The sequence below is a fragment of the Curtobacterium sp. TXMA1 genome (assembly GCF_020162095.1).
Taxonomy (GTDB): Bacteria; Actinomycetota; Actinomycetes; order Actinomycetales; family Microbacteriaceae; genus Curtobacterium.
On the sequence record NZ_CP083910.1, the window covers coordinates 268,010 to 284,101 of the forward strand.

General features: G+C 72.5%; 20 protein-coding genes. 14 read left to right on the forward strand and 6 right to left on the reverse strand.

Translation table 11 applies throughout. The features are described 5' to 3' along the window. From LCG91_RS01425 to LCG91_RS01435, 3 genes are read right to left on the reverse strand one after another with little or no spacing between them, the layout of a single operon-like run. A complete protein-coding gene (locus LCG91_RS01425) occupies positions 1–876 on the reverse strand; it encodes an ABC transporter permease (RefSeq protein ID WP_058750330.1) in 876 nt (291 codons plus the stop codon). Then, positions 873–1,826: an ABC transporter permease gene (locus LCG91_RS01430; protein WP_058750329.1), complete on the reverse strand. Its 954-nt coding sequence runs from the start codon at positions 1,824–1,826 to the stop codon at positions 873–875. Before LCG91_RS01430 ends, LCG91_RS01425 begins: the two co-directional genes overlap by 4 nt. Beyond that, the gene (locus LCG91_RS01435) at positions 1,823–3,481 is read right to left on the reverse strand and encodes an ABC transporter substrate-binding protein (RefSeq protein WP_224442243.1); all 1,659 of its coding nucleotides are present in this window, start codon (positions 3,479–3,481) and stop codon (positions 1,823–1,825) included. Before LCG91_RS01435 ends, LCG91_RS01430 begins: the two co-directional genes overlap by 4 nt. Before the next feature lie 159 nt (positions 3,482–3,640). Between LCG91_RS01435 and LCG91_RS01440 the strand changes: the two genes are divergently transcribed. Continuing rightward, positions 3,641–4,264: a DNA alkylation repair protein gene (locus LCG91_RS01440; RefSeq protein ID WP_224442244.1), complete on the forward strand. Its 624-nt coding sequence runs from the start codon at positions 3,641–3,643 to the stop codon at positions 4,262–4,264. Between the two features lie 114 nt (positions 4,265–4,378). On the opposite strand, the gene LCG91_RS01445 is transcribed toward LCG91_RS01440, so the two are convergent. Then, on the reverse strand, positions 4,379–5,221 hold the full coding sequence (locus tag LCG91_RS01445) for a polysaccharide deacetylase family protein (RefSeq protein WP_224442245.1): 843 nt from the start codon (positions 5,219–5,221) through the stop codon (positions 4,379–4,381). A 225-nt stretch (positions 5,222–5,446) separates the two neighbouring features. Here LCG91_RS01445 and LCG91_RS01450 point away from each other — a divergent pair, with 225 nt between their 5' ends. From LCG91_RS01450 to LCG91_RS01470, 5 genes are all read left to right on the forward strand, one after another. Beyond that, entirely contained in the window at positions 5,447–6,637 is a 1,191-nt protein-coding gene (locus LCG91_RS01450; RefSeq protein ID WP_058727523.1) for a zinc-dependent alcohol dehydrogenase, read from the forward strand. A gap of 49 nt (positions 6,638–6,686) precedes the next feature. After that, a complete protein-coding gene (locus LCG91_RS01455; protein ID WP_224442246.1) occupies positions 6,687–7,745 on the forward strand; it encodes an NAD-dependent epimerase/dehydratase family protein in 1,059 nt (352 codons plus the stop codon). 209 nt (positions 7,746–7,954) lie between these two features. Beyond that, positions 7,955–8,302 (forward strand): SHOCT domain-containing protein, encoded by a 348-nt coding sequence (locus tag LCG91_RS01460; protein ID WP_058749894.1) that lies wholly within the window; start codon positions 7,955–7,957, stop codon positions 8,300–8,302. 9 nt (positions 8,303–8,311) lie between these two features. Then, positions 8,312–8,725 carry a DUF6314 family protein gene (locus LCG91_RS01465; RefSeq protein WP_224442247.1) on the forward strand — a complete coding sequence of 138 codons (414 nt, stop codon included), beginning with the start codon at positions 8,312–8,314 and terminating at the stop codon, positions 8,723–8,725. Between the two features lie 4 nt (positions 8,726–8,729). Continuing rightward, a complete protein-coding gene (locus LCG91_RS01470) occupies positions 8,730–9,398 on the forward strand; it encodes a pentapeptide repeat-containing protein (protein ID WP_224442248.1) in 669 nt (222 codons plus the stop codon). Here the strand turns inward: LCG91_RS01470 and LCG91_RS01475 are convergent. Beyond that, on the reverse strand, positions 9,383–10,372 hold the full coding sequence (locus LCG91_RS01475; RefSeq protein WP_224442249.1) for an NAD(P)/FAD-dependent oxidoreductase: 990 nt from the start codon (positions 10,370–10,372) through the stop codon (positions 9,383–9,385). The genes LCG91_RS01470 and LCG91_RS01475 overlap by 16 nt on opposite strands. Positions 10,373–10,438: 66 nt before the next feature. On the opposite strand from LCG91_RS01475, the gene LCG91_RS01480 reads away from it, so the two are divergent. Further along, the gene (locus tag LCG91_RS01480) at positions 10,439–11,056 is read left to right on the forward strand and encodes a helix-turn-helix domain-containing protein (RefSeq protein WP_224442250.1); all 618 of its coding nucleotides are present in this window, start codon (positions 10,439–10,441) and stop codon (positions 11,054–11,056) included. Here the strand turns inward: LCG91_RS01480 and LCG91_RS01485 are convergent. Beyond that, positions 10,974–11,813: a glycosyltransferase family 2 protein gene (locus LCG91_RS01485; RefSeq protein ID WP_224442251.1), complete on the reverse strand. Its 840-nt coding sequence runs from the start codon at positions 11,811–11,813 to the stop codon at positions 10,974–10,976. The genes LCG91_RS01480 and LCG91_RS01485 overlap by 83 nt on opposite strands. A gap of 200 nt (positions 11,814–12,013) precedes the next feature. Here LCG91_RS01485 and LCG91_RS01490 point away from each other — a divergent pair, with 200 nt between their 5' ends. From LCG91_RS01490 to LCG91_RS16390, 7 genes are all read left to right on the forward strand, one after another. Then, positions 12,014–12,874, forward strand: coding sequence for a hypothetical protein (locus LCG91_RS01490; protein ID WP_058727532.1), 861 nt, complete (start codon positions 12,014–12,016; stop codon positions 12,872–12,874). Further along, positions 12,871–13,314 carry a phage holin family protein gene (locus LCG91_RS01495; protein WP_224442252.1) on the forward strand — a complete coding sequence of 148 codons (444 nt, stop codon included), beginning with the start codon at positions 12,871–12,873 and terminating at the stop codon, positions 13,312–13,314. The genes LCG91_RS01490 and LCG91_RS01495 overlap by 4 nt, the downstream gene beginning before the upstream one ends. Then, positions 13,311–13,883, forward strand: a complete 573-nt coding sequence (locus tag LCG91_RS01500; protein ID WP_058749901.1) for a DUF3618 domain-containing protein — start codon at positions 13,311–13,313, stop codon at positions 13,881–13,883. The genes LCG91_RS01495 and LCG91_RS01500 overlap by 4 nt, the downstream gene beginning before the upstream one ends. A 149-nt stretch (positions 13,884–14,032) precedes the next feature. Beyond that, complete coding sequence (locus tag LCG91_RS01505) at positions 14,033–14,674, forward strand: MBL fold metallo-hydrolase (protein WP_224442253.1); 642 nt, start codon at positions 14,033–14,035, stop codon at positions 14,672–14,674. 69 nt (positions 14,675–14,743) lie between these two features. Next, positions 14,744–15,424 (forward strand): HAD family hydrolase, encoded by a 681-nt coding sequence (locus tag LCG91_RS01510; protein ID WP_058749903.1) that lies wholly within the window; start codon positions 14,744–14,746, stop codon positions 15,422–15,424. Positions 15,425–15,564: 140 nt separating this feature from the next. Further along, entirely contained in the window at positions 15,565–15,915 is a 351-nt protein-coding gene (locus tag LCG91_RS01515) for a GNAT family N-acetyltransferase (protein WP_224442254.1), read from the forward strand. Next, the gene (locus LCG91_RS16390) at positions 15,912–16,046 is read left to right on the forward strand and encodes a hypothetical protein (protein ID WP_263480170.1); all 135 of its coding nucleotides are present in this window, start codon (positions 15,912–15,914) and stop codon (positions 16,044–16,046) included. The genes LCG91_RS01515 and LCG91_RS16390 overlap by 4 nt, the downstream gene beginning before the upstream one ends. The last annotated feature ends 46 nt before the right edge of the window (positions 16,047–16,092 follow it).

Below are 16,092 nucleotides of genomic sequence, written 5' to 3' on the forward strand. Positions count from 1 at the left end.
TCACTTCCGGTCGGAGGCGGTGGGATCGAGGGCGTCGCGCAGGGCGTCCCCGAACAGGTTGAAGCCGAGGCAGATGACGGCGATGGCCACACCGGGCACGACCGCTGCCCACGGAGCCTGGCCGAGGTACTGCTGCGCGTCCGAGAGCATGATGCCGAGGCTCGGGGTGGGCGGTTGGATGCCGAGGCCGAGGAAGGACAGCAGCGCCTCGCCGATGACCGCGACCGGCATGATCACCGTGGCCTGCACGATGATCGCGGAGATGCAGTTCGGCAGGACGTGCTGCGCGATGATCCGGGCGCCGCCGGCGTCCAGCGTCTTCGCGCTCGTCACGAAGTCGGCGCTCGTGATCCGCAGGGTCTCACCACGGACGATGCGGATCATCGCCGGCACGTGCGAGATGCCGATCGCGATCACGGCGTTCGTCAGGCTCGGACCGCTGATCGCCGCGAGCCCCACCGCGATGATGAGGAACGGGAATGCCAGGGCGACGTCGGTGAGCCGGCTGATGATCGCGTCGAGCCAGCGCCAGTAGCCCGCGAGGAGCCCGAGCGGAGTGCCGACGACGACCGCGAGCAGCACCGACAGGACGCCCACGACGAGCGAGACCTGGATGCCGTAGAGCGTGCGGGACAGGATGTCGCGGCCGAGGTCGTCGGTGCCGAACCCGAAGCCGACGGTGAAGGGCACCTGGAACGGCAGGTCGAAGTGCGTCGCGGTCGGGTCGTGCGGCGCGACGAGCGGTGCGGCGACCCCGGCGAGCACGACGACGGCGAGCATGATGCCGCCCGTCATGCCGAGCCGGTTCGTCCGCACCTGCTTCCAGATGCGCCCGCGGCTCGAACCCAGGTCGAAGGGAGCGGTGATCGTGGTCATGCGGCGCCTCCGACGCGGATCTTCGGGTTGATGACCGAGTACAGGACGTCCACGGCGAAGTTGATGAGCACGTAGCCCAGCGTGATGACGAGCACGACGGCCTGGATCACCGGGTAGTCGCGGGTGAACACGGCGTCGAGCGTGAGCTTGCCGAAGCCGGGCAGGGCGAAGATGCGCTCGGTGACGACCGCGCCCGAGATGAGTCCGCCGAGCTGCAGGCCGACGATCGTGACGACGACGATCATCGAGTTGCGCAGGCCGTACCGGAACAGCACCCGCGGACGGCTCAGGCCCTTCGCCCGGGCGGTCCGGACGAAGTCGGTCTTCATCGTCTCGATCATCGACGCGCGGGTCTGCCGCATGATGACGGCCGCGAGCGACGTGCCGAGGATGAGCGCCGGCAGGGTCAGGTGGTGCAGCGCGCCGATCGGGTCGCTCGTCACCGGGACGTAGCCCGAGGCCGGGAACCAGCCGAGGCCCGCGGCGAGCCAGACGATCGCCAGGATGCCGAGCCAGAAGTTCGGCACGCTCAGCCCCACCAGGGCGGCGGCGTTCGCCATCCACTCGGGCCACTGCCCGCGGTAGCGCTCGGCGAGGGTGCCGAGGGCGACCCCCACGACGACCGCGACGACGATCGCGTAGAGCGCGAGCCAGAGCGTGACCGGGAGCGTGGCGCCGAGGAGCTCGGTGACCGGGGTGCCGGTGCGGGTGGACTGGCCGAGGTCGCCCTGCAGCGCGTTGACGACGAAGCGCCAGTACTGCACGAGCAGGGAGTCGTCGAGCCCGAGGTCGGCGCGGACCGCTGCGAGCCGTTCGGGGCTGGCCTCCTCGCCCGCCAGGGCCAGGGCCGGGTCGCCCGGCAGCTGCCGGACCCCGAAGAACACCACGATCGAGGCGAGGACGAGCGTGAGCGCCGCCTGCCAGAGCCGGGTCAGGACGTACCGGGTCACTTGTCTCCGCCTTCCACGAACGCCGCCTGGCTGAGTCGGACCACGCCGTCGGCGTAGGTGGACACCCCGGCGACGTCGGTGCTGACGCCGGTGATGCTGCGGGTCCGGTAGAGGTAGATGATCGGGTCGTCCTGCTGGACCTTCGTCACGAGCTGCCCGTACAGGTCGGCGCGTTCCTGCTGGTCGGTGGCCTGTGCCGCGCGGGCGATCAGGTCGTCGACCTCGGGGTCGCTGTAGCCGGGGTAGTTGTTGCCGCCGCCGGTGCCGAGGAACGAGCCGATGTTGCCGTGCGGGTCGACACGGCCGGACCAGCCGAGCTGCAGCGCCTGGAAGTCGCCGCGGGTCTGGTCGTCGAGCAGGGTCGTGTACTCGACCGGGGTGATCGTGATCGCGAAGCCGCCCGCGCGGGCCTGGGCCTGCAGTGCCTGGGCGAACCGGACGGTGTCGGGGGTGTTCGTCACCTCCATCTCGATCGGGAACGGCTGCTGCACGCCGGCCTGCTCCAGGAGTTCCTTCGCGCGCTCCGGGTCGTACTCCGGGCATGCCTTGCTCGCGTCGGTCGCGAAGGCGCTCGTGTCCGGGATCGGGGAGCACGCGACGTCCGCCCAGCCGCGGAACACGCTCTGCACGAGTTCGGCGCGGTTGATCGACATCGACAGGGCCTGCCGGACCTTCCGCTGCGTGGCGAGCGGCGTGTCGAGCGGCTCCGGGTCGGTGCCGACGCCGTCCTGGTTGGCGAGGTTGATCGTGATGCCCTGGTAGCCGAGCGACCCGGTGCGCAGGATGCTGAGGTCCTTGCGCTCCATCAGCTCGTCGACGTCCTGGGTGGAGATCGTGTCGGCGACCTGGACGTCCCCGGACTTCAGGTTCTGCGCGCGGATGCTCGCGTCGGTGATGATCCGGTAGGTGATCCGGTCGAAGTGCGCGCTCGCCGGGTCGTGGTACATCGGGTCGCGCTCGACGGTGATCGAGGTCTGCGGCACGCGCTCGACGAACTTGTACGGGCCGATGCACACCGGGTGGTCGCCGAACCCGTCGCCCTCCTGCTCCAGCGCGGTCGGCGACATGACCATGCCTGCACGGTCGGCCAGTGCCGCGGTGATCGGGGCGAAGGGGGTGGCGTAGCGGATCCGGACGGTGTGGTCGTCGACGGCGTCGATGGCCGACACCGGACCCATCTCGCTCTTCCGGCTCGAGTCGTCCTTCGTCAGGTTCCGCTCGAGCGTCGTCACCACGGCGTCCGCGTCGAACGGGGTGCCGTCGGCGAAGCGGTACCCGGTGTGCACCGGGAAGGTGACGGTCTTCCCGCCGTCGGAGACCGTCGGCAGCTCGGTCGCGAGCAACGGGACGACGGTGCCCTCCGAGTCGATGTCGTAGAGCTTCTGGCACATCGTCTCCATGACGTACCGGGTGTAGAGCGACGACGACGTGGTCGGGTCGAGGCGGTCCGGTTCGGCGGAGAGCGCCATCACGAGGTCGCCGCCCTCGCGGACCTGCTTATCGCCGATCGCGACGGTGGTGACGGTGCCGGCGGTCGCGCCGCCGGCCTTCGAGCGTTGGACCGGCACGCAGGCGGTGAGCGCGAGCGAGGCGGCCAGGGCGACGGCGGGCACGGCGAGGAGTGTCCGGCGGCGTCGAGCGGGTGTCTGGGACATCGAGTTCCTGGAGCTGCTGGTGTGCGTGGCGACTCTTGTGGAGTCACGCTCAGGAGTGCGGTGATTGCATACAATCACAGGTGCTGGCGCTGCTTTGTACACATCGTGTTTCGATCATGTGAAACCTGCCGGAGCACCGGCCGGCCCTAGGCTGGTGGGATGCAGAGCCACGGTGCCGAGGCGGTGCTGGCCGCCCTCGCCCGCACGCCGGGTGACGTCGCAGGAGCCCGACGCGTCGCCCGACGGTTCGCCGACCTCGACGAGGGGGAGCGCTCGGCGCTGCTCTGGAGCGATGACGCCGGTGCACGGTTGGTCGCCGTCGTCCTCCTGGTGCAGGCGATGCGCGCCGAGCCCGACCCGGAGCTGACCGACGAGTACCTCGCCGCGGCGAAGGCCGAGCGGTTCGAGGACACGGTGCTGGTGGACGTCGCGGCCGAGGAGCTCGTCGGCGCCCCGCTCGTCGGCAGCTCGACGGGGCCGCTGTTCGCGCTCGCGAAGTCCGACGTCGCGATGGTCCGCCGGATCGCCGTCGTCGCGACGCTCGCGTTCGCCAAGCAGGGCGACGCCGAGGTGCCCCTCGCGATCGCCGGACGCCTGGTCCGCGAACGTAGCGAGACCGTGCAGTCCGCGCTCGGCTGGGTGCTGCGCGAGACGGGGAAGCGGGCGTCCGAGCCTGCACTCGTGGCGTTCCTCGAGCGGAACGTGCGCTTCCTGACCCCGGCGGCCCGGACGACGGCGACCGAGCACCTGCCGCCGGCCGAGCGGGACCGCCTGCGCGCGTAGCCCTGCTTCGCCCCCGCAGGACGCAACCTCGGCGAGTCCTCGCAGCGGTGCAGCGCAGCGAGCAGCCGCTGTGGTTGCGTCCCGCGGAACCGCGGAACCCGGCGAGCCGGAACGTCAGCGGGTGAAGACGTCGTCGAGCGTCCAGGTCGGCAGGCCGCGCTGCTCGAGCAGGGCGTGCAGCCTGGGCAGCGCCCCGATCGTCCCCGGGAAGTTCGCGTGCCCGATGACGATGTGCGCCGGCTGGAACCACTGCTCCGCGAAGCCGACGACCTGGTCCGAGGAGATGTCGCCCGAGTCAGCCAGGGACCCGTACCAGAGCGTGGGCGTGGTGTAGCCGACGGCCGCGGCTGCCCGGTCGACCCGCGCGTCGTGGTACCCGAACGGCGGCCGGAAGTACGGGCGGGCGTCGACGCCGAACGTCCGCTCGAGGAACTCGTGGTTCCGCATCAGCTCGTCCTGGATCGCCTGGTCGCCGAGCTTCGTCAGTGCGGGGTGGTCCCAGGTGTGGTTGCCGAGCTGCACCTGCCCGGAGTCGACGAGCGGGCGCAGCAGGTCGGCGTGCTCGGTCCACGACGGCCGGACCCCGTTCACGAAGAACGTCAGGCGGGTGCCGGTCCCGGCGGCGAAGCGGGCGTAGGCCTCGACGACCTCGGAGGAGGCCCCGTCGTCCACGGTCCAGGCGATCCCCGGTGTCCCCGCCGGCAGTCCGGTCACGGTCGCGTGCGGCACGGGCACCTTCGTCAGCGCGGGTCGCATCGGTGTCGGTGTCGGTGTCGGTGTCGGTGTGGGCGTCGGCGTCGCAGCCGCCGTCGGGCCGGCGATCGGCGTCGGCGTCGCGGTCGGGGTCCCGGAGCCCCGGGGCGCGGCAGCACCCGGTGTGCAGGCTGCGAGGAGTCCGGCCGCCAGGGAGCCGGTCGCGCCGGCGAGGAGCGCCCTGCGCGTGGTGCTGTGGTCCATCGTCCCCAGCTTCGCGACTGCGCAGGCCCCGGCGCATCGGCGGTCGGACGGACCTGCGGCTGGCCGGTCGGCCATCGGGACCGGACGGGAGGCGCGCCCCACCACCACCTGCAACGCGCGTGCGGGACGGGGCTGGGAGGGCGCCACGGGGCGGGCGCGTAGCGAGGAGGTCACGTGAGCCGCGCCTCCCGGCCGGCCCAGAAGCGACCACGAGAGGAACGCGACGTGCGCGCACTGACCTGGCAGGGCACCGAGAAGGTGTCCGTCGAGACCGTCCCCGACCCGACCATCCAGGAGCCGACCGACGCGATCGTGCGGATCACCTCCACGGCGATCTGCGGCTCCGACCTGCACCTGTACCGGGTGCTCGGCCCGTACATCGACAAGGGCGACGTCCTCGGTCACGAACCCATGGGCATCGTCGAGGAGGTCGGCTCCGCCGTCACGAACCTGAAGGTCGGCGACCGGGTCGTCGTGCCGTTCAACATCTCCTGCGGCCACTGCTGGATGTGCCAGCACGGCTTCCAGTCGCAGTGCGAGACGACCCAGGTGCAGGAGTACGGCACCGGCGCCTCGCTCTTCGGGTACACGAAGATGTACGGCCAGGTCCCCGGCGGCCAGGCCGAGTACCTCCGCGTGCCGCACGCCGACTACGGGCCGATCAAGGTGCCCGACACCGGCGCCGACGACCAGTGGCTCTTCATGAGCGACATCATCCCGACCGCGTGGCAGGCCGTGCAGTACGCCGACGTCCCCGAGGGCGGCACGCTCGCGGTGCTCGGCCTCGGCCCGGTCGGGCAGTTCGCCGCGCGGATCGGCAAGCACCTCGGCTACCGCGTGCTCGCCGTCGACCCGGAGCAGGTCCGCCGCGACCTCGGCGCGAAGCACGGGATCGAGGTGTTCGACCTGTCCGACGACGTCGTGCCGCAGCTGGTCGACCTGACCGACGGTCGCGGCCCGGACGGCGTCGTCGACGCGGTCGGCATGGAGGCCCACGGCAACCCCGTCGCCGGCTTCGCCCAGCGCGCGGCCGGGCTGCTGCCGGACAAGCTCGCGCAGAAGGCGATCGAGACCGCCGGGGTCGACCGGCTGGCAGCGGTGCACGCGGCGATCGACCTCGTCCGCCGCGGTGGCACCGTGTCGCTGTCCGGCGTCTACGGCGGCATGGCCGACCCGATGCCGATGATGACCCTGTTCGACAAGCAGATCACGATCCGCGAGGGGCAGTGCAACGTCCGCCGTTGGGTGGACGACCTGATGCCGCTCGTGTCCGACCCCTCGGACCCGCTCGGCACGCTCGACCTCACCACGCACCGGGTGTCGCTCGAGGACGCCCCGCACATGTACTCGGTCTTCCAGAAGAAGGAGGACGGCTGCATCAAGGTCGTGCTCGACCCGTCGATGGCCGCAGCCTGATGGCCACGCCGTCGCCGCACGCGGGCTGCCGTCCGGGACGGTCCCGCTGATGCGCGTCGTCGTGGTCGGCGCGACCGGCAACGTCGGCACCGCGGTGCTGCGGCGGCTCGCGGCCGCACGGCTGACGGGTGACGGCCGCGCGGGCGACGAGGGCGGCCTGCAGGTCGTCGGCGTCGCCCGTCGGGTGCCGGACGTTCGCGTGGCGCCGTACGACGTGGCCGTGTGGCACGCGGTCGACGTCGGTGGTCCCCGTGCGGTCGACGAACTGGCGGCGGTGTTCCAGCGAGCCGACGCCGTGGTGCACCTGGCGTGGGCGCTCCAGCCGACGCACGACATCCCGGCGCAGCACCGGACGAACGTCACGGGCACGGCGAACGTGCTCGCGGCGGTCGCCCGCGCCGGGGTCGGGCAGCTCGTCGTGTCCTCGTCCGTCGGGGCCTACCGCGGCGTCGACGTCGAGGGCAAGCGGACCCCGGTCGACGAGTCCTTCCCCACGACCGGTATCCCGTCGGCGACGTACTCGATCCACAAGGCCGAGAACGAGCGGGCGATGGATGCCTTCGAGCGGGACCACCCCGAGGTCGTCGTCACCCGGCTCCGACCCGGCCTGGTGTTCCAGCGCGGGGTCGCGGCAGAGCTCCGGGGGCTGTTCCTCGGGCACCTCGTGCCGATGTCGATCGTCCGGGCGGCCCGGTTCGCGGTCCTGCCCCTGCCGCTGCCGTTCGTGTTCCAGGCGGTGCACGCCGACGACCTCGCCGACGCGTTCTGGCGGGCGATGGACCGACGGGCCGCCGGCGCGTTCAACATCGCCGCGTCGCCGGTGCTCACCCCGCCGCGGATGGCGCGTGCGGCGGGGATGCTCGGGGCGGTGCGGGTGCCGCTCCGGCTGCTGCGCGGGATCGTCACACTGACCTGGCGGCTCAGGCTCCAGCCGACCGACGCCGGATGGCTCGACATCGCTGCCGGCGTGCCGATCATGCGGACCGACCGGGCCCGGCGCGAGCTCGGGTGGGAACCGCGGCACACGGCCGAGGACGCGCTGCGCGAGCTCGTGAGCGGGTTCGCGGACGGGGCGAACATCGAGGCATCGGGGCCGCTGCGGGGCTGAGCGGCGCTGAGCCCGGTGGCACGCCTGACGGCGAGCGCGCGCGAGCGCCTGGCGGAATCGGGCGTACCTGGCAGAAACGGGCGTACCTGGCGGAACCGTTCGACCAGGTACGCCCGGAAGCGCCTGCCATCGCACCTGTTCTGGGAAGGACCGGGCACGCTACGCTCCAGCCCAGGGCGCGAGCGTGCCCGGCAGGGAGAGGGGCTGACGTGGCGATCGACGACTTCGGGGCCCCGGGCGGGGAGACCCACAACCCGCTGATTCCGCCCGCCTACGACCTGGTCTGGACCCTCGTGGCCGTCGGTGGCATCGTCACGCTCCTCGGGATCGTCGCGGTGCTCGTCGTCACCGTGTACCGGTCCCGGCGGATGGTCGCGCGAGGGCAGAACCCCCTGACCGTCCCGGAGGACCTGGCGTACCGCGCGATGCACGCTCAGGTGCTGGGCCCCGTACCGACACGCGAGCAGCGGCTCGCCGAGCTCGACGACCTCCATCGTCGCGGTGTCATCACGGACGACGAGCACCGGACCGCCAGGGCCGAGGCGCTCCGCGCGTAGCCTGGGACGGTGCTGCCGACGGACCTGCTGGGCGACTGGATGCTGCGCCGGACGGTCGACGACCGGCTCGCGGGCGCGACCGGCACCGTCACCGGGACGACGTCCCTGACGCTGGTGACCCCGGACGAGGTGCGCTGGGACGAGTCCGGCACGATGCACCTCGGGGACCTCGTCACCCCTGTGTCCCGGACGCTGTCCGTCCGGCGGGTGGACGGGCGGTGGACCGTGCACTTCGCCGACGGCCGCGTCTTCCACCCCTGGGCCTGGGGCACCGTGGTCGAGCACCCCTGCGCGCCCGACGACTACACCGGCGTGCTCGCCGGGGACGCCCGTCGCTGGACCGTCCGCTGGGAAGCCCACGGCCCGGCGAAGGACTACCGGCTCGACAGCGTGCTCCAGCGTCGGCCCGCCACGGCAGACTGAGCGCATGGCACGCACCCCGACCGGCACCACCGCCCCGCGCATCTCTGTGATCGCCCCGGGCGACCTCGAGGACTGGGCACCGGCGCCGGGCGACGTCCTGACCGGCGACCGGATCGAGGGCAGGCGCATCGCCGTGTTCGACGTGGCCGGCGAGCGACTGCCCGACCTCGAACTCGAGGAGTGCGTGGTCGACACGCTGCGCGCCGACGGTGCCGACCTGCGTGGGCTGCGCATCCGGGACTCGATCGTCGAGACGCTCGACGCCCCGGTGCTCCGCGCGTCGAGCAGCGCCTGGCGGGAGGTCCGGGTCGCGGGCGGCCGGGTCGGCTCTGCCGAGCTGTACGACGCGACGCTGAACGGTCTCGAGTTCGTCGGGATGAAGCTCGGGTTCGTGAACCTCCGCGGCTCGACGGTCACCGACGTGGTGTTCCGAGACTGCGTCGTCGACGAGCTCGACGTGGCGGACGCACGGCTGCTGCGCGTGGCGTTCCCCGGCACCCGGATCCGATCCGTCGAGGGCACGAACACCCGCATCGAGCACGTCGACCTGCGCGACGCCGACCTCGATCGGGTGGAGCGGCTCGAGGGACTCCGCGGCGCGACCATCGGGTCGGACCAGCTCTTCGCCCTCGCGCCGCTCCTCGCGGCGCAGGCCGGCTACCGCGTGGACTGACCGACGGGTGCGGCCGCGGCGTCCAGCGCAGCCGCGATGTCCGCCTGGACCAGGTCGCCGTGCACCGCTGCGCCGGCCTGGGTCCCCGCCGCGGCCGAGGCGATGACCGTGGCCATCGGCGACGTCACGTTCCCGGCGGCGTAGACCCCGCGGACGCCCGTCTGTCCGACGGCGTCGACGACGAGTCCGCCGCCGAACCGGAACCCGTTCACGACGACGTCCTCCGCCCGCAGCCCGAGGCCCTCGAGGAACGCCACGCGCGGCTCCGCCGTGCTCGATGCCGCGAACGCGTCGAGTGCGGCGACATCTCCGGAGTCGAGCTCGATCCCGGTCAGGACACCGTCCGACGACAGCACGCGGGACACGGACCCCTCGACCACCGCGATGCCGCGTGCCCGGAGACCGGCCAGACCGGTGTCGTCGACGAGCGCCGGGTCGGTGACGAACGCCGTCACCCGGTCGCTCAACGCGCGGAACATCTGCGCGTGGTGCACGCCGTTCGGCGTCGTGACGAGGACGCCGATGCGCTGGTCGCGGACCTCCCATCCGTGGCAGAACGGGCAGTGCACGACGCCGCGCCCCCACTGCTCGGCGAGCCCCGGCACGTCGGGCAGGACGTCGACGGCGCCGGAGGCGACGACCAGCCTCCGGGACGTGACGACACGACCGGAGTCCAGCGTGACGGAGAAGCCGACCGGGTCGGTGCCGTCGCCGTCGGTGGCGGACGCGGCCACGACCCTCCCGGCCGTCACCTCGACGCCGTACGCGGCCACCTCGTCGCGACCGATGCGGGTCAGCTCGGTGGGTGCGACGCCCTCGCGGCCGAGGTAGTTGTGCGCGCCCGTGGCGACGGCGTTGCGGGGCTCGCCCGCGTCGACGACCAGGACGGAGCGCCGCGAGCGTCCGAGGACGAGCGCGGCGGACAGGCCGGCGGCAGAGCCGCCGATGACGATGACGTCGGAGTGATCGGACATGACCGCATCCTGCAGTGCCGTGTTCGAACGCGGCAACGTTCGTTGCTGGTCTGGCAAGATCACGGCATGGACGCTCTGGAGGCACGACCCACCCCGCCGACGACGGCACAGGTGGTCGACGCGGTCGGCCCCCGCCTGCGGTGGCTGCGCGAACGACGTGACGTCACCCTGGCGGCGCTCGCCGCCGGGACCGGAATCTCGGTGTCGACGCTGTCGCGGCTCGAGTCCGGGCAACGACGACCGACGCTCGAGCTGCTCCTCCCGCTCGCTCGTGCCTACCAGGTGCCGCTCGACGACCTGGTCGGGGCGCCGCAGACGGGCGACCCTCGTGTCCACCTCAAGCCCGAGCGGCATGGCGGTCGCGTGGTGATCCCACTGACGAAGCGCACCGGCGGCGTGCGGTCGTTCAAGCAGCTCATCCCGCCGGAGCCCCGGGGGACCGACCGCACGCTGCGGACCCACGAGGGGTACGAGTGGCTCTACGTGCTGTCGGGGCGGCTCCGACTGCTGCTCGGCGAGCGGGACTTCGACCTCGGGCCGGGTGAGGTGGTGGAGTTCGACACGCACACGCCGCACTGGATCGGGAACACCTCGGACGAGGTCACCGAGGTGCTGTGCCTGTACGGGCCACAGGGGGAGCGGGCACACGTGCGGTCTCGGCCGGCGGCGCGGCAAGACGGCTGACCTCGATCGGACGCGGTGCCGGGGAGACCCCGGTCGCGACGCGGCCCCGTCGAGCCCACCGACGCACCGGGTTCGCGCGGCGGCCGTTGACCCGGAACGTGTGGAACGCCCGCCGGGTCCGGACGAAGGCCGAGGTCGCGCTCGACAGGGGGCGCGCCGACACCTCGACGGTGAGCGACCGGGAGGCGACCACGTGCCACGCGGGGTCGAGCTGCATCGACAGGTCGACGTCGTCGTGCACCTCGGGGTCGTCGCGGTGCGCCCGGCTCCTGATCGCCGCCCACGTGTCGCGGTGCATGGCCATCGCCGACCCGAACAGCGGTGGGCGGCCGAGCGCCGACCACATCAGCGCGAAGAACGGCCCCATGTAGAGCCCGTTCCAGACGGTGCGGAGGACCGTCCCGCCACGTGCCGGACGACCGGGACCGGTGACCGCGACGACATCCGGCCGGGCCAGCAGCCGGACGGCCTCGGCGACCCACCCTGGCGGCGGGACCGAGTCGGCGTCGAGCCGCGCGATGACGTCACCTGCAGCGTGGTCGTAGCCCCGTGCCGAGGCCCGGGCGATCCCGCGCACCGGTTCGTGCAGCACCGTGGCGCCGGCGGCGAGGGCGACCTCGACGCTCCGGTCCGTGCTGCCGTTGTCGACCACGACGACCTCGTGCACGGAGTGCGTCTGCGCGGCCAGGGCGTCGAGGCAGCGCACGAGGTGCTCGGCGTCGTCGAGCACGGGGACGACGACGGAGACCTGCGGCACGTCCCCGATCCTGCCGGAGCACCGCTGGACGGGCCGTCGGGAGGACGGCCCACCTGCCGCCGAGCCGCCCCTCCCGCGTTCCGTGGATGACGAGACCGCGCACAGTGGCGTTCCTGTGTCGCAGCGCAGTGCGGGCCGCGCACGGTCGGCTCCAACGCGACGGGTGCCGTGCCCGCCGCGACCGAACCGGAAGGCCGACCATGACCACGAACCCACCCGGGAACGACTCCGGGACGCCCATCCACGACCGCACGGCGGCTGCCGAGGGACACGAGGTGTACCCGGGCGTGACCGTGCCCTCGTACGCCGGTGACACCCCGGCCGCGCGCCCCGAGGGCTTCGACGACGTCGAGCCGCTCGACGCGCTGCCCGCCGACGAGCAGCTCCCCGCCACCCCGTCGGCCGCGGGTGCCTCGGCTCCGCTGGTGGACTCGACGAGCACCTCCGCCGGGTACGTCCCGACGACGGGCGCGGGCTCCTCCACTGCGTCGTCCACGAGCGTCGGCGGTCCCGGTGGTGCCGGCACCGCTGGCGGCTCCGACGGGGCCGGCGGCAAGGCCGACGCCGCCAAGGGTGCCGCGCAGGACGTCGCCGGTGACGCGAAGGACAAGGCCGCGAACGTCGCCGGCACCGCCAAGGAGCAGGCATCGAACGTCGCCTCCGAGGCCACCGACCACGCGAAGCAGCTCTACTCGCAGGCCACGGACACGCTCAAGGAGCAGGCCGCCGGGCAGCAGGAGCGCGCCGCGGGCGGCCTCCGCACCCTCGGCGAGCAACTCGGTCGCATGGCCGACAACGACGACGAGCAGGGCATCGCCGCGAAGGTCGTCCGTGACCTGTCGAACCGCGCCGGCTCCGCTGCCGGGTACCTCGAGAACCGTGACCCGGGCTCGCTGCTCGACGAGGTGAAGTCCTTCGCGGCACGGAAGCCCGGGACCTTCATCGCGCTCGCCGCGGGCGCTGGGATCCTGGCCGGACGCCTGACGAAGGCGCTCGCGACCGAGGTGAAGCACGAGAAGGAGGCCGGTAGCGGCACCGACGGGACGGTGGGCAGCGCATGAGCCACGCCACCCCCGGTGGGTTCCCCGCAGCCGAGCCGACCCCCGAGGAACGCGCCGCCACGACCCCGCTGGGTGAGCTGCTGACCGACGTGTCGAAGGACCTGTCGTCGCTGTTCCGCCAGGAGGTCGCGCTCGCGAAGGCCGAACTGACCGAGTCCGCCAAGAAGGCGGGCAAGGCGGGCGGCATGTTCGGCGGCGCCGGCCTGACCGCGCTGTTCGCCCTGCTGTTCCTGTCGATCGCCGCGTGGTGGGGTCTCGGGTACCTCATCGGCAACGCCTGGTCGGCCGTCGTGATCGCGGTGGTCTACGGGATCGTCGCCGCGGTCCTCGCCGTCCGTGGGCGCAAGGAGATCAAGGAGATCCAGGGCGCCCCGCAGACCGTCGAGACCGTCAAGGAAGTCCCCGAAGCACTCAAGCCGAACACCGGGAGGAAGCCATGAGCACCCCAGAAGAGATCCGCGCCGACATCGAGCGCACCCGCGGGACCCTCGGTTCCGACGTCGACGCGCTGGCCGACAAGGTCAGCCCGTCCTCCATCGCCCACCGGCAGACCGAGAAGGTGAAGAGCCGGTTCCAGGGCGTCCGCGACTCGGTGATGGGATCGGCGCACTCCGCCGGGTCGAGTGTGTCGGGATCGGCGTCCGGCGCCGCCGACCAGGCGAAGGACGTCGCGCACAAGGGCGTCGAGAAGGCGAAGGGCAACCCGCTCGCCGTCGGGCTCATCGCCTTCGGTGCCGGGTGGCTGGCGTCGTCGCTCATCCCTACCTCGGACAAGGAGGAGCAGCTCGCCGGTGAGCTCAAGGACAAGGCGGCTCCCCTCGTCGAGGACGTGAAGTCCCAGGCGAAGGACGTCGGCTCGCAGCTGGGCGACGTGGCGAAGGAGCACGCGCAGGACCTCAAGGGGACCGCGCAGGACGCTGCACAGACCGTCAAGGACGAGGCGCAGGGCGCCGCGTCCGACGTCCAGGACCACGCGAAGAGCGCCGCCGACGACGTGCGCAGCAGCTGACGTCCTCACTCGACGTCACCAGGTGGCGGACGGGAGGCGCGGTGCCAGCGGGTGCCGCGCCTCCCGTCCGTCGTCTGCCCCCGTGGGACTGAGCGTGCCCTCAGGACGCGCGGGCATGCGGCCCGGTTCGACGGGCGTTGACTGGTCGCATGCAGCTGACGAAGTACAACCACGCCACGGTCGTCCTCGAGCAGGACGGCACCACCCTCGTGCTCGATCCCGGTGCGTTCACGCCCGAGGCAGCCGGCCTCGTCCGCTCCGCCACCGCAGTGCTCGTCACGCACGAGCACCCCGACCACCTCGACGTCGACGCGGTGCGCGCCGGGCTGGACGCGAACCCGGACCTCGTCGTCCGCGGTCCGCGACCGGTCGTCGACCAACTCGGCGACCACGACGGCCGAGTGCGTGCGGTCGAGGCGGGCGACACCTTCTCGGTCGGTGGGTTCGACATCCGTGTGTTCGGCGAGCAGCACGCCGTGATCCACCCGGACATCCCGGTGATCCCGAACGTCGGGTACCTGGTCGACGACACCGTGTTCCACCCGGGAGACGCCTACCTCGTCCCCGGTGTGCCGGTGCCGACCCTGCTCGTGCCGACGAGCGGTCCGTGGACGCACACGGCCGAGGCGGTCGACTACGTGCGCGAGGTGCAGCCGGAGCGGATCGTGCAGATCCACGAGGCGATGCTCAGCGAGCTCGGGCAGCAGTCGACCGCGCGGTTCCTCGGGCCGGACATGCTCGGGACGGTGCCGGTCACGATCCTGGCACCGGGCGAGTCCATCACGGTCTGAGTCGCCCCGCGCGGCCCGGTCCGTTCCGGGCTGAGTCGTCGCTCGCGGTCGGGGGAGCACGCTGGACGGATGCCTGACGCTCCCTCGACCGCGGTCCTCTTCGACATCGACGGCACCCTCGCCGACTCCAACTACGCGCACGTCGACGCCTGGTGGCGCGCATTCCGGGCCGCCGGGGAGTCCGTCGACGCGTGGCGGATCCATCGAGCGATCGGGATGGACTCCGGGCGGTTGCTCGAGGAGCTGCTGCCCGACGCCTCCGACGAGGTCCGGGACGAGGCGAAGCAGTTCCACACCGCGTTCTACTCGGAGCACATGCCGCAGCTCCGGCTCCTGCCCGGCGCGCGGGAGCTGCTCGAGGCCGTCTCCGACGCCGGGCACGCGGTCGTGCTCGCCACGAGTGCGCCCGAGTCGGAGCTGTCGGTGCTGCGCGAGCTGCTCGACGCGTCCGCCTGGGTGACCGCGGAGACGAGCTCGGAGGACGTCGAGGAAGCCAAGCCCGCCCCCGGGATCATCCAGGTGGCGCTCGACAAGGTCGGGGTCGCGGCGGACCGCGCGGTGATGGTGGGCGACGCGATGTGGGACGTGGAGTCGTCCGGCAAGGCCGGCCTGCCCTGCGTCGGCGTGATGACCGGCGGGATCGGCGGCGACGAGCTGCGGGGCGCCGGTGCAGCCGCCGTGTACGACGACGCGGCCGCCGTGCTCGCCGCGTTCCGGGCGGGCGAGGGGCCCATCGCCGCGCTTGCCTGAGCGGTGCGCCGTGCGGCCGGCTCGCGCGGCTCGCGCGGCTCGCGCGGCGATCTCACGCGCTCACCGACACCTCACGGTCGCCGTGGGCCGTGAGGTGTCGCTCAGCGCGTGAGGTCCCCGGAGTGCCAGGATGAACGATCGTGATCACGATCGAGCGCGTTGCCTGGGACGACCCCCGCGGAGTGGCCCTCCGCGCCACCATGGACGACGAGATGCACGAGCGCTACGGCGACGGGCACGCGGACGAGGACCCGGCCGTCACCGCCGAGCGGAACCGCGTGCTGGCGGTCGACCCGGCCACCGTCATCACCTCGCTCCTCGCGATCGACGAGGACGGCACCGCCCTCGGGCACATCGCCGTCCGGCACCTCGGCGACGAGGTCGAGCTGAAGCGCCTCATCGTCCTCGCCGCCGCCCGCGGCAAGGGCGCCGCCACCGCCCTGCTCGCCGAGGGTGAGCAGGTGGGGCGCGAGCAGGGGCGTCCCGCGTGATCCTGCAGACCGGCGACAAGCAGCCCGAGGCCGTGGCGCTCTACCGCAAGACCGGGTGGGAGCAGATCGACGTCTACGAGCCGTACGCCGCGACCATGCCGTGGTCGTTCTGCTTCGCGAAGGCGCTGTAACCCGTCTTCCCGTTGCACTCTCAGCGGCAGAGTGCAATTCTTGCCC

Bases quoted from the DNA above. Each gene is read 5' to 3' on its own strand.
- LCG91_RS01425 (WP_058750330.1), bottom strand. From the start codon at position 876: ATGACCACGATCACCGCTCCCTTCGACCTGGGTTCGAGCCGCGGGCGC.
- LCG91_RS01435 (WP_224442243.1), bottom strand. From the start codon at position 3,481: ATGTCCCAGACACCCGCTCGACGCCGCCGGACACTCCTCGCCGTGCCC.
- LCG91_RS01440 (WP_224442244.1), top strand. From the start codon at position 3,641: ATGCAGAGCCACGGTGCCGAGGCGGTGCTGGCCGCCCTCGCCCGCACG.
- LCG91_RS01445 (WP_224442245.1), bottom strand. From the start codon at position 5,221: ATGGACCACAGCACCACGCGCAGGGCGCTCCTCGCCGGCGCGACCGGC.
- LCG91_RS01455 (WP_224442246.1), top strand. From the start codon at position 6,687: ATGCGCGTCGTCGTGGTCGGCGCGACCGGCAACGTCGGCACCGCGGTG.
- LCG91_RS01470 (WP_224442248.1), top strand. From the start codon at position 8,730: ATGGCACGCACCCCGACCGGCACCACCGCCCCGCGCATCTCTGTGATC.
- LCG91_RS01475 (WP_224442249.1), bottom strand. From the start codon at position 10,372: ATGTCCGATCACTCCGACGTCATCGTCATCGGCGGCTCTGCCGCCGGC.
- LCG91_RS01480 (WP_224442250.1), top strand. From the start codon at position 10,439: ATGGACGCTCTGGAGGCACGACCCACCCCGCCGACGACGGCACAGGTG.
- LCG91_RS01490 (WP_058727532.1), top strand. From the start codon at position 12,014: ATGACCACGAACCCACCCGGGAACGACTCCGGGACGCCCATCCACGAC.
- LCG91_RS01495 (WP_224442252.1), top strand. From the start codon at position 12,871: ATGAGCCACGCCACCCCCGGTGGGTTCCCCGCAGCCGAGCCGACCCCC.
- LCG91_RS01500 (WP_058749901.1), top strand. From the start codon at position 13,311: ATGAGCACCCCAGAAGAGATCCGCGCCGACATCGAGCGCACCCGCGGG.
- LCG91_RS01505 (WP_224442253.1), top strand. From the start codon at position 14,033: ATGCAGCTGACGAAGTACAACCACGCCACGGTCGTCCTCGAGCAGGAC.
- LCG91_RS01510 (WP_058749903.1), top strand. From the start codon at position 14,744: ATGCCTGACGCTCCCTCGACCGCGGTCCTCTTCGACATCGACGGCACC.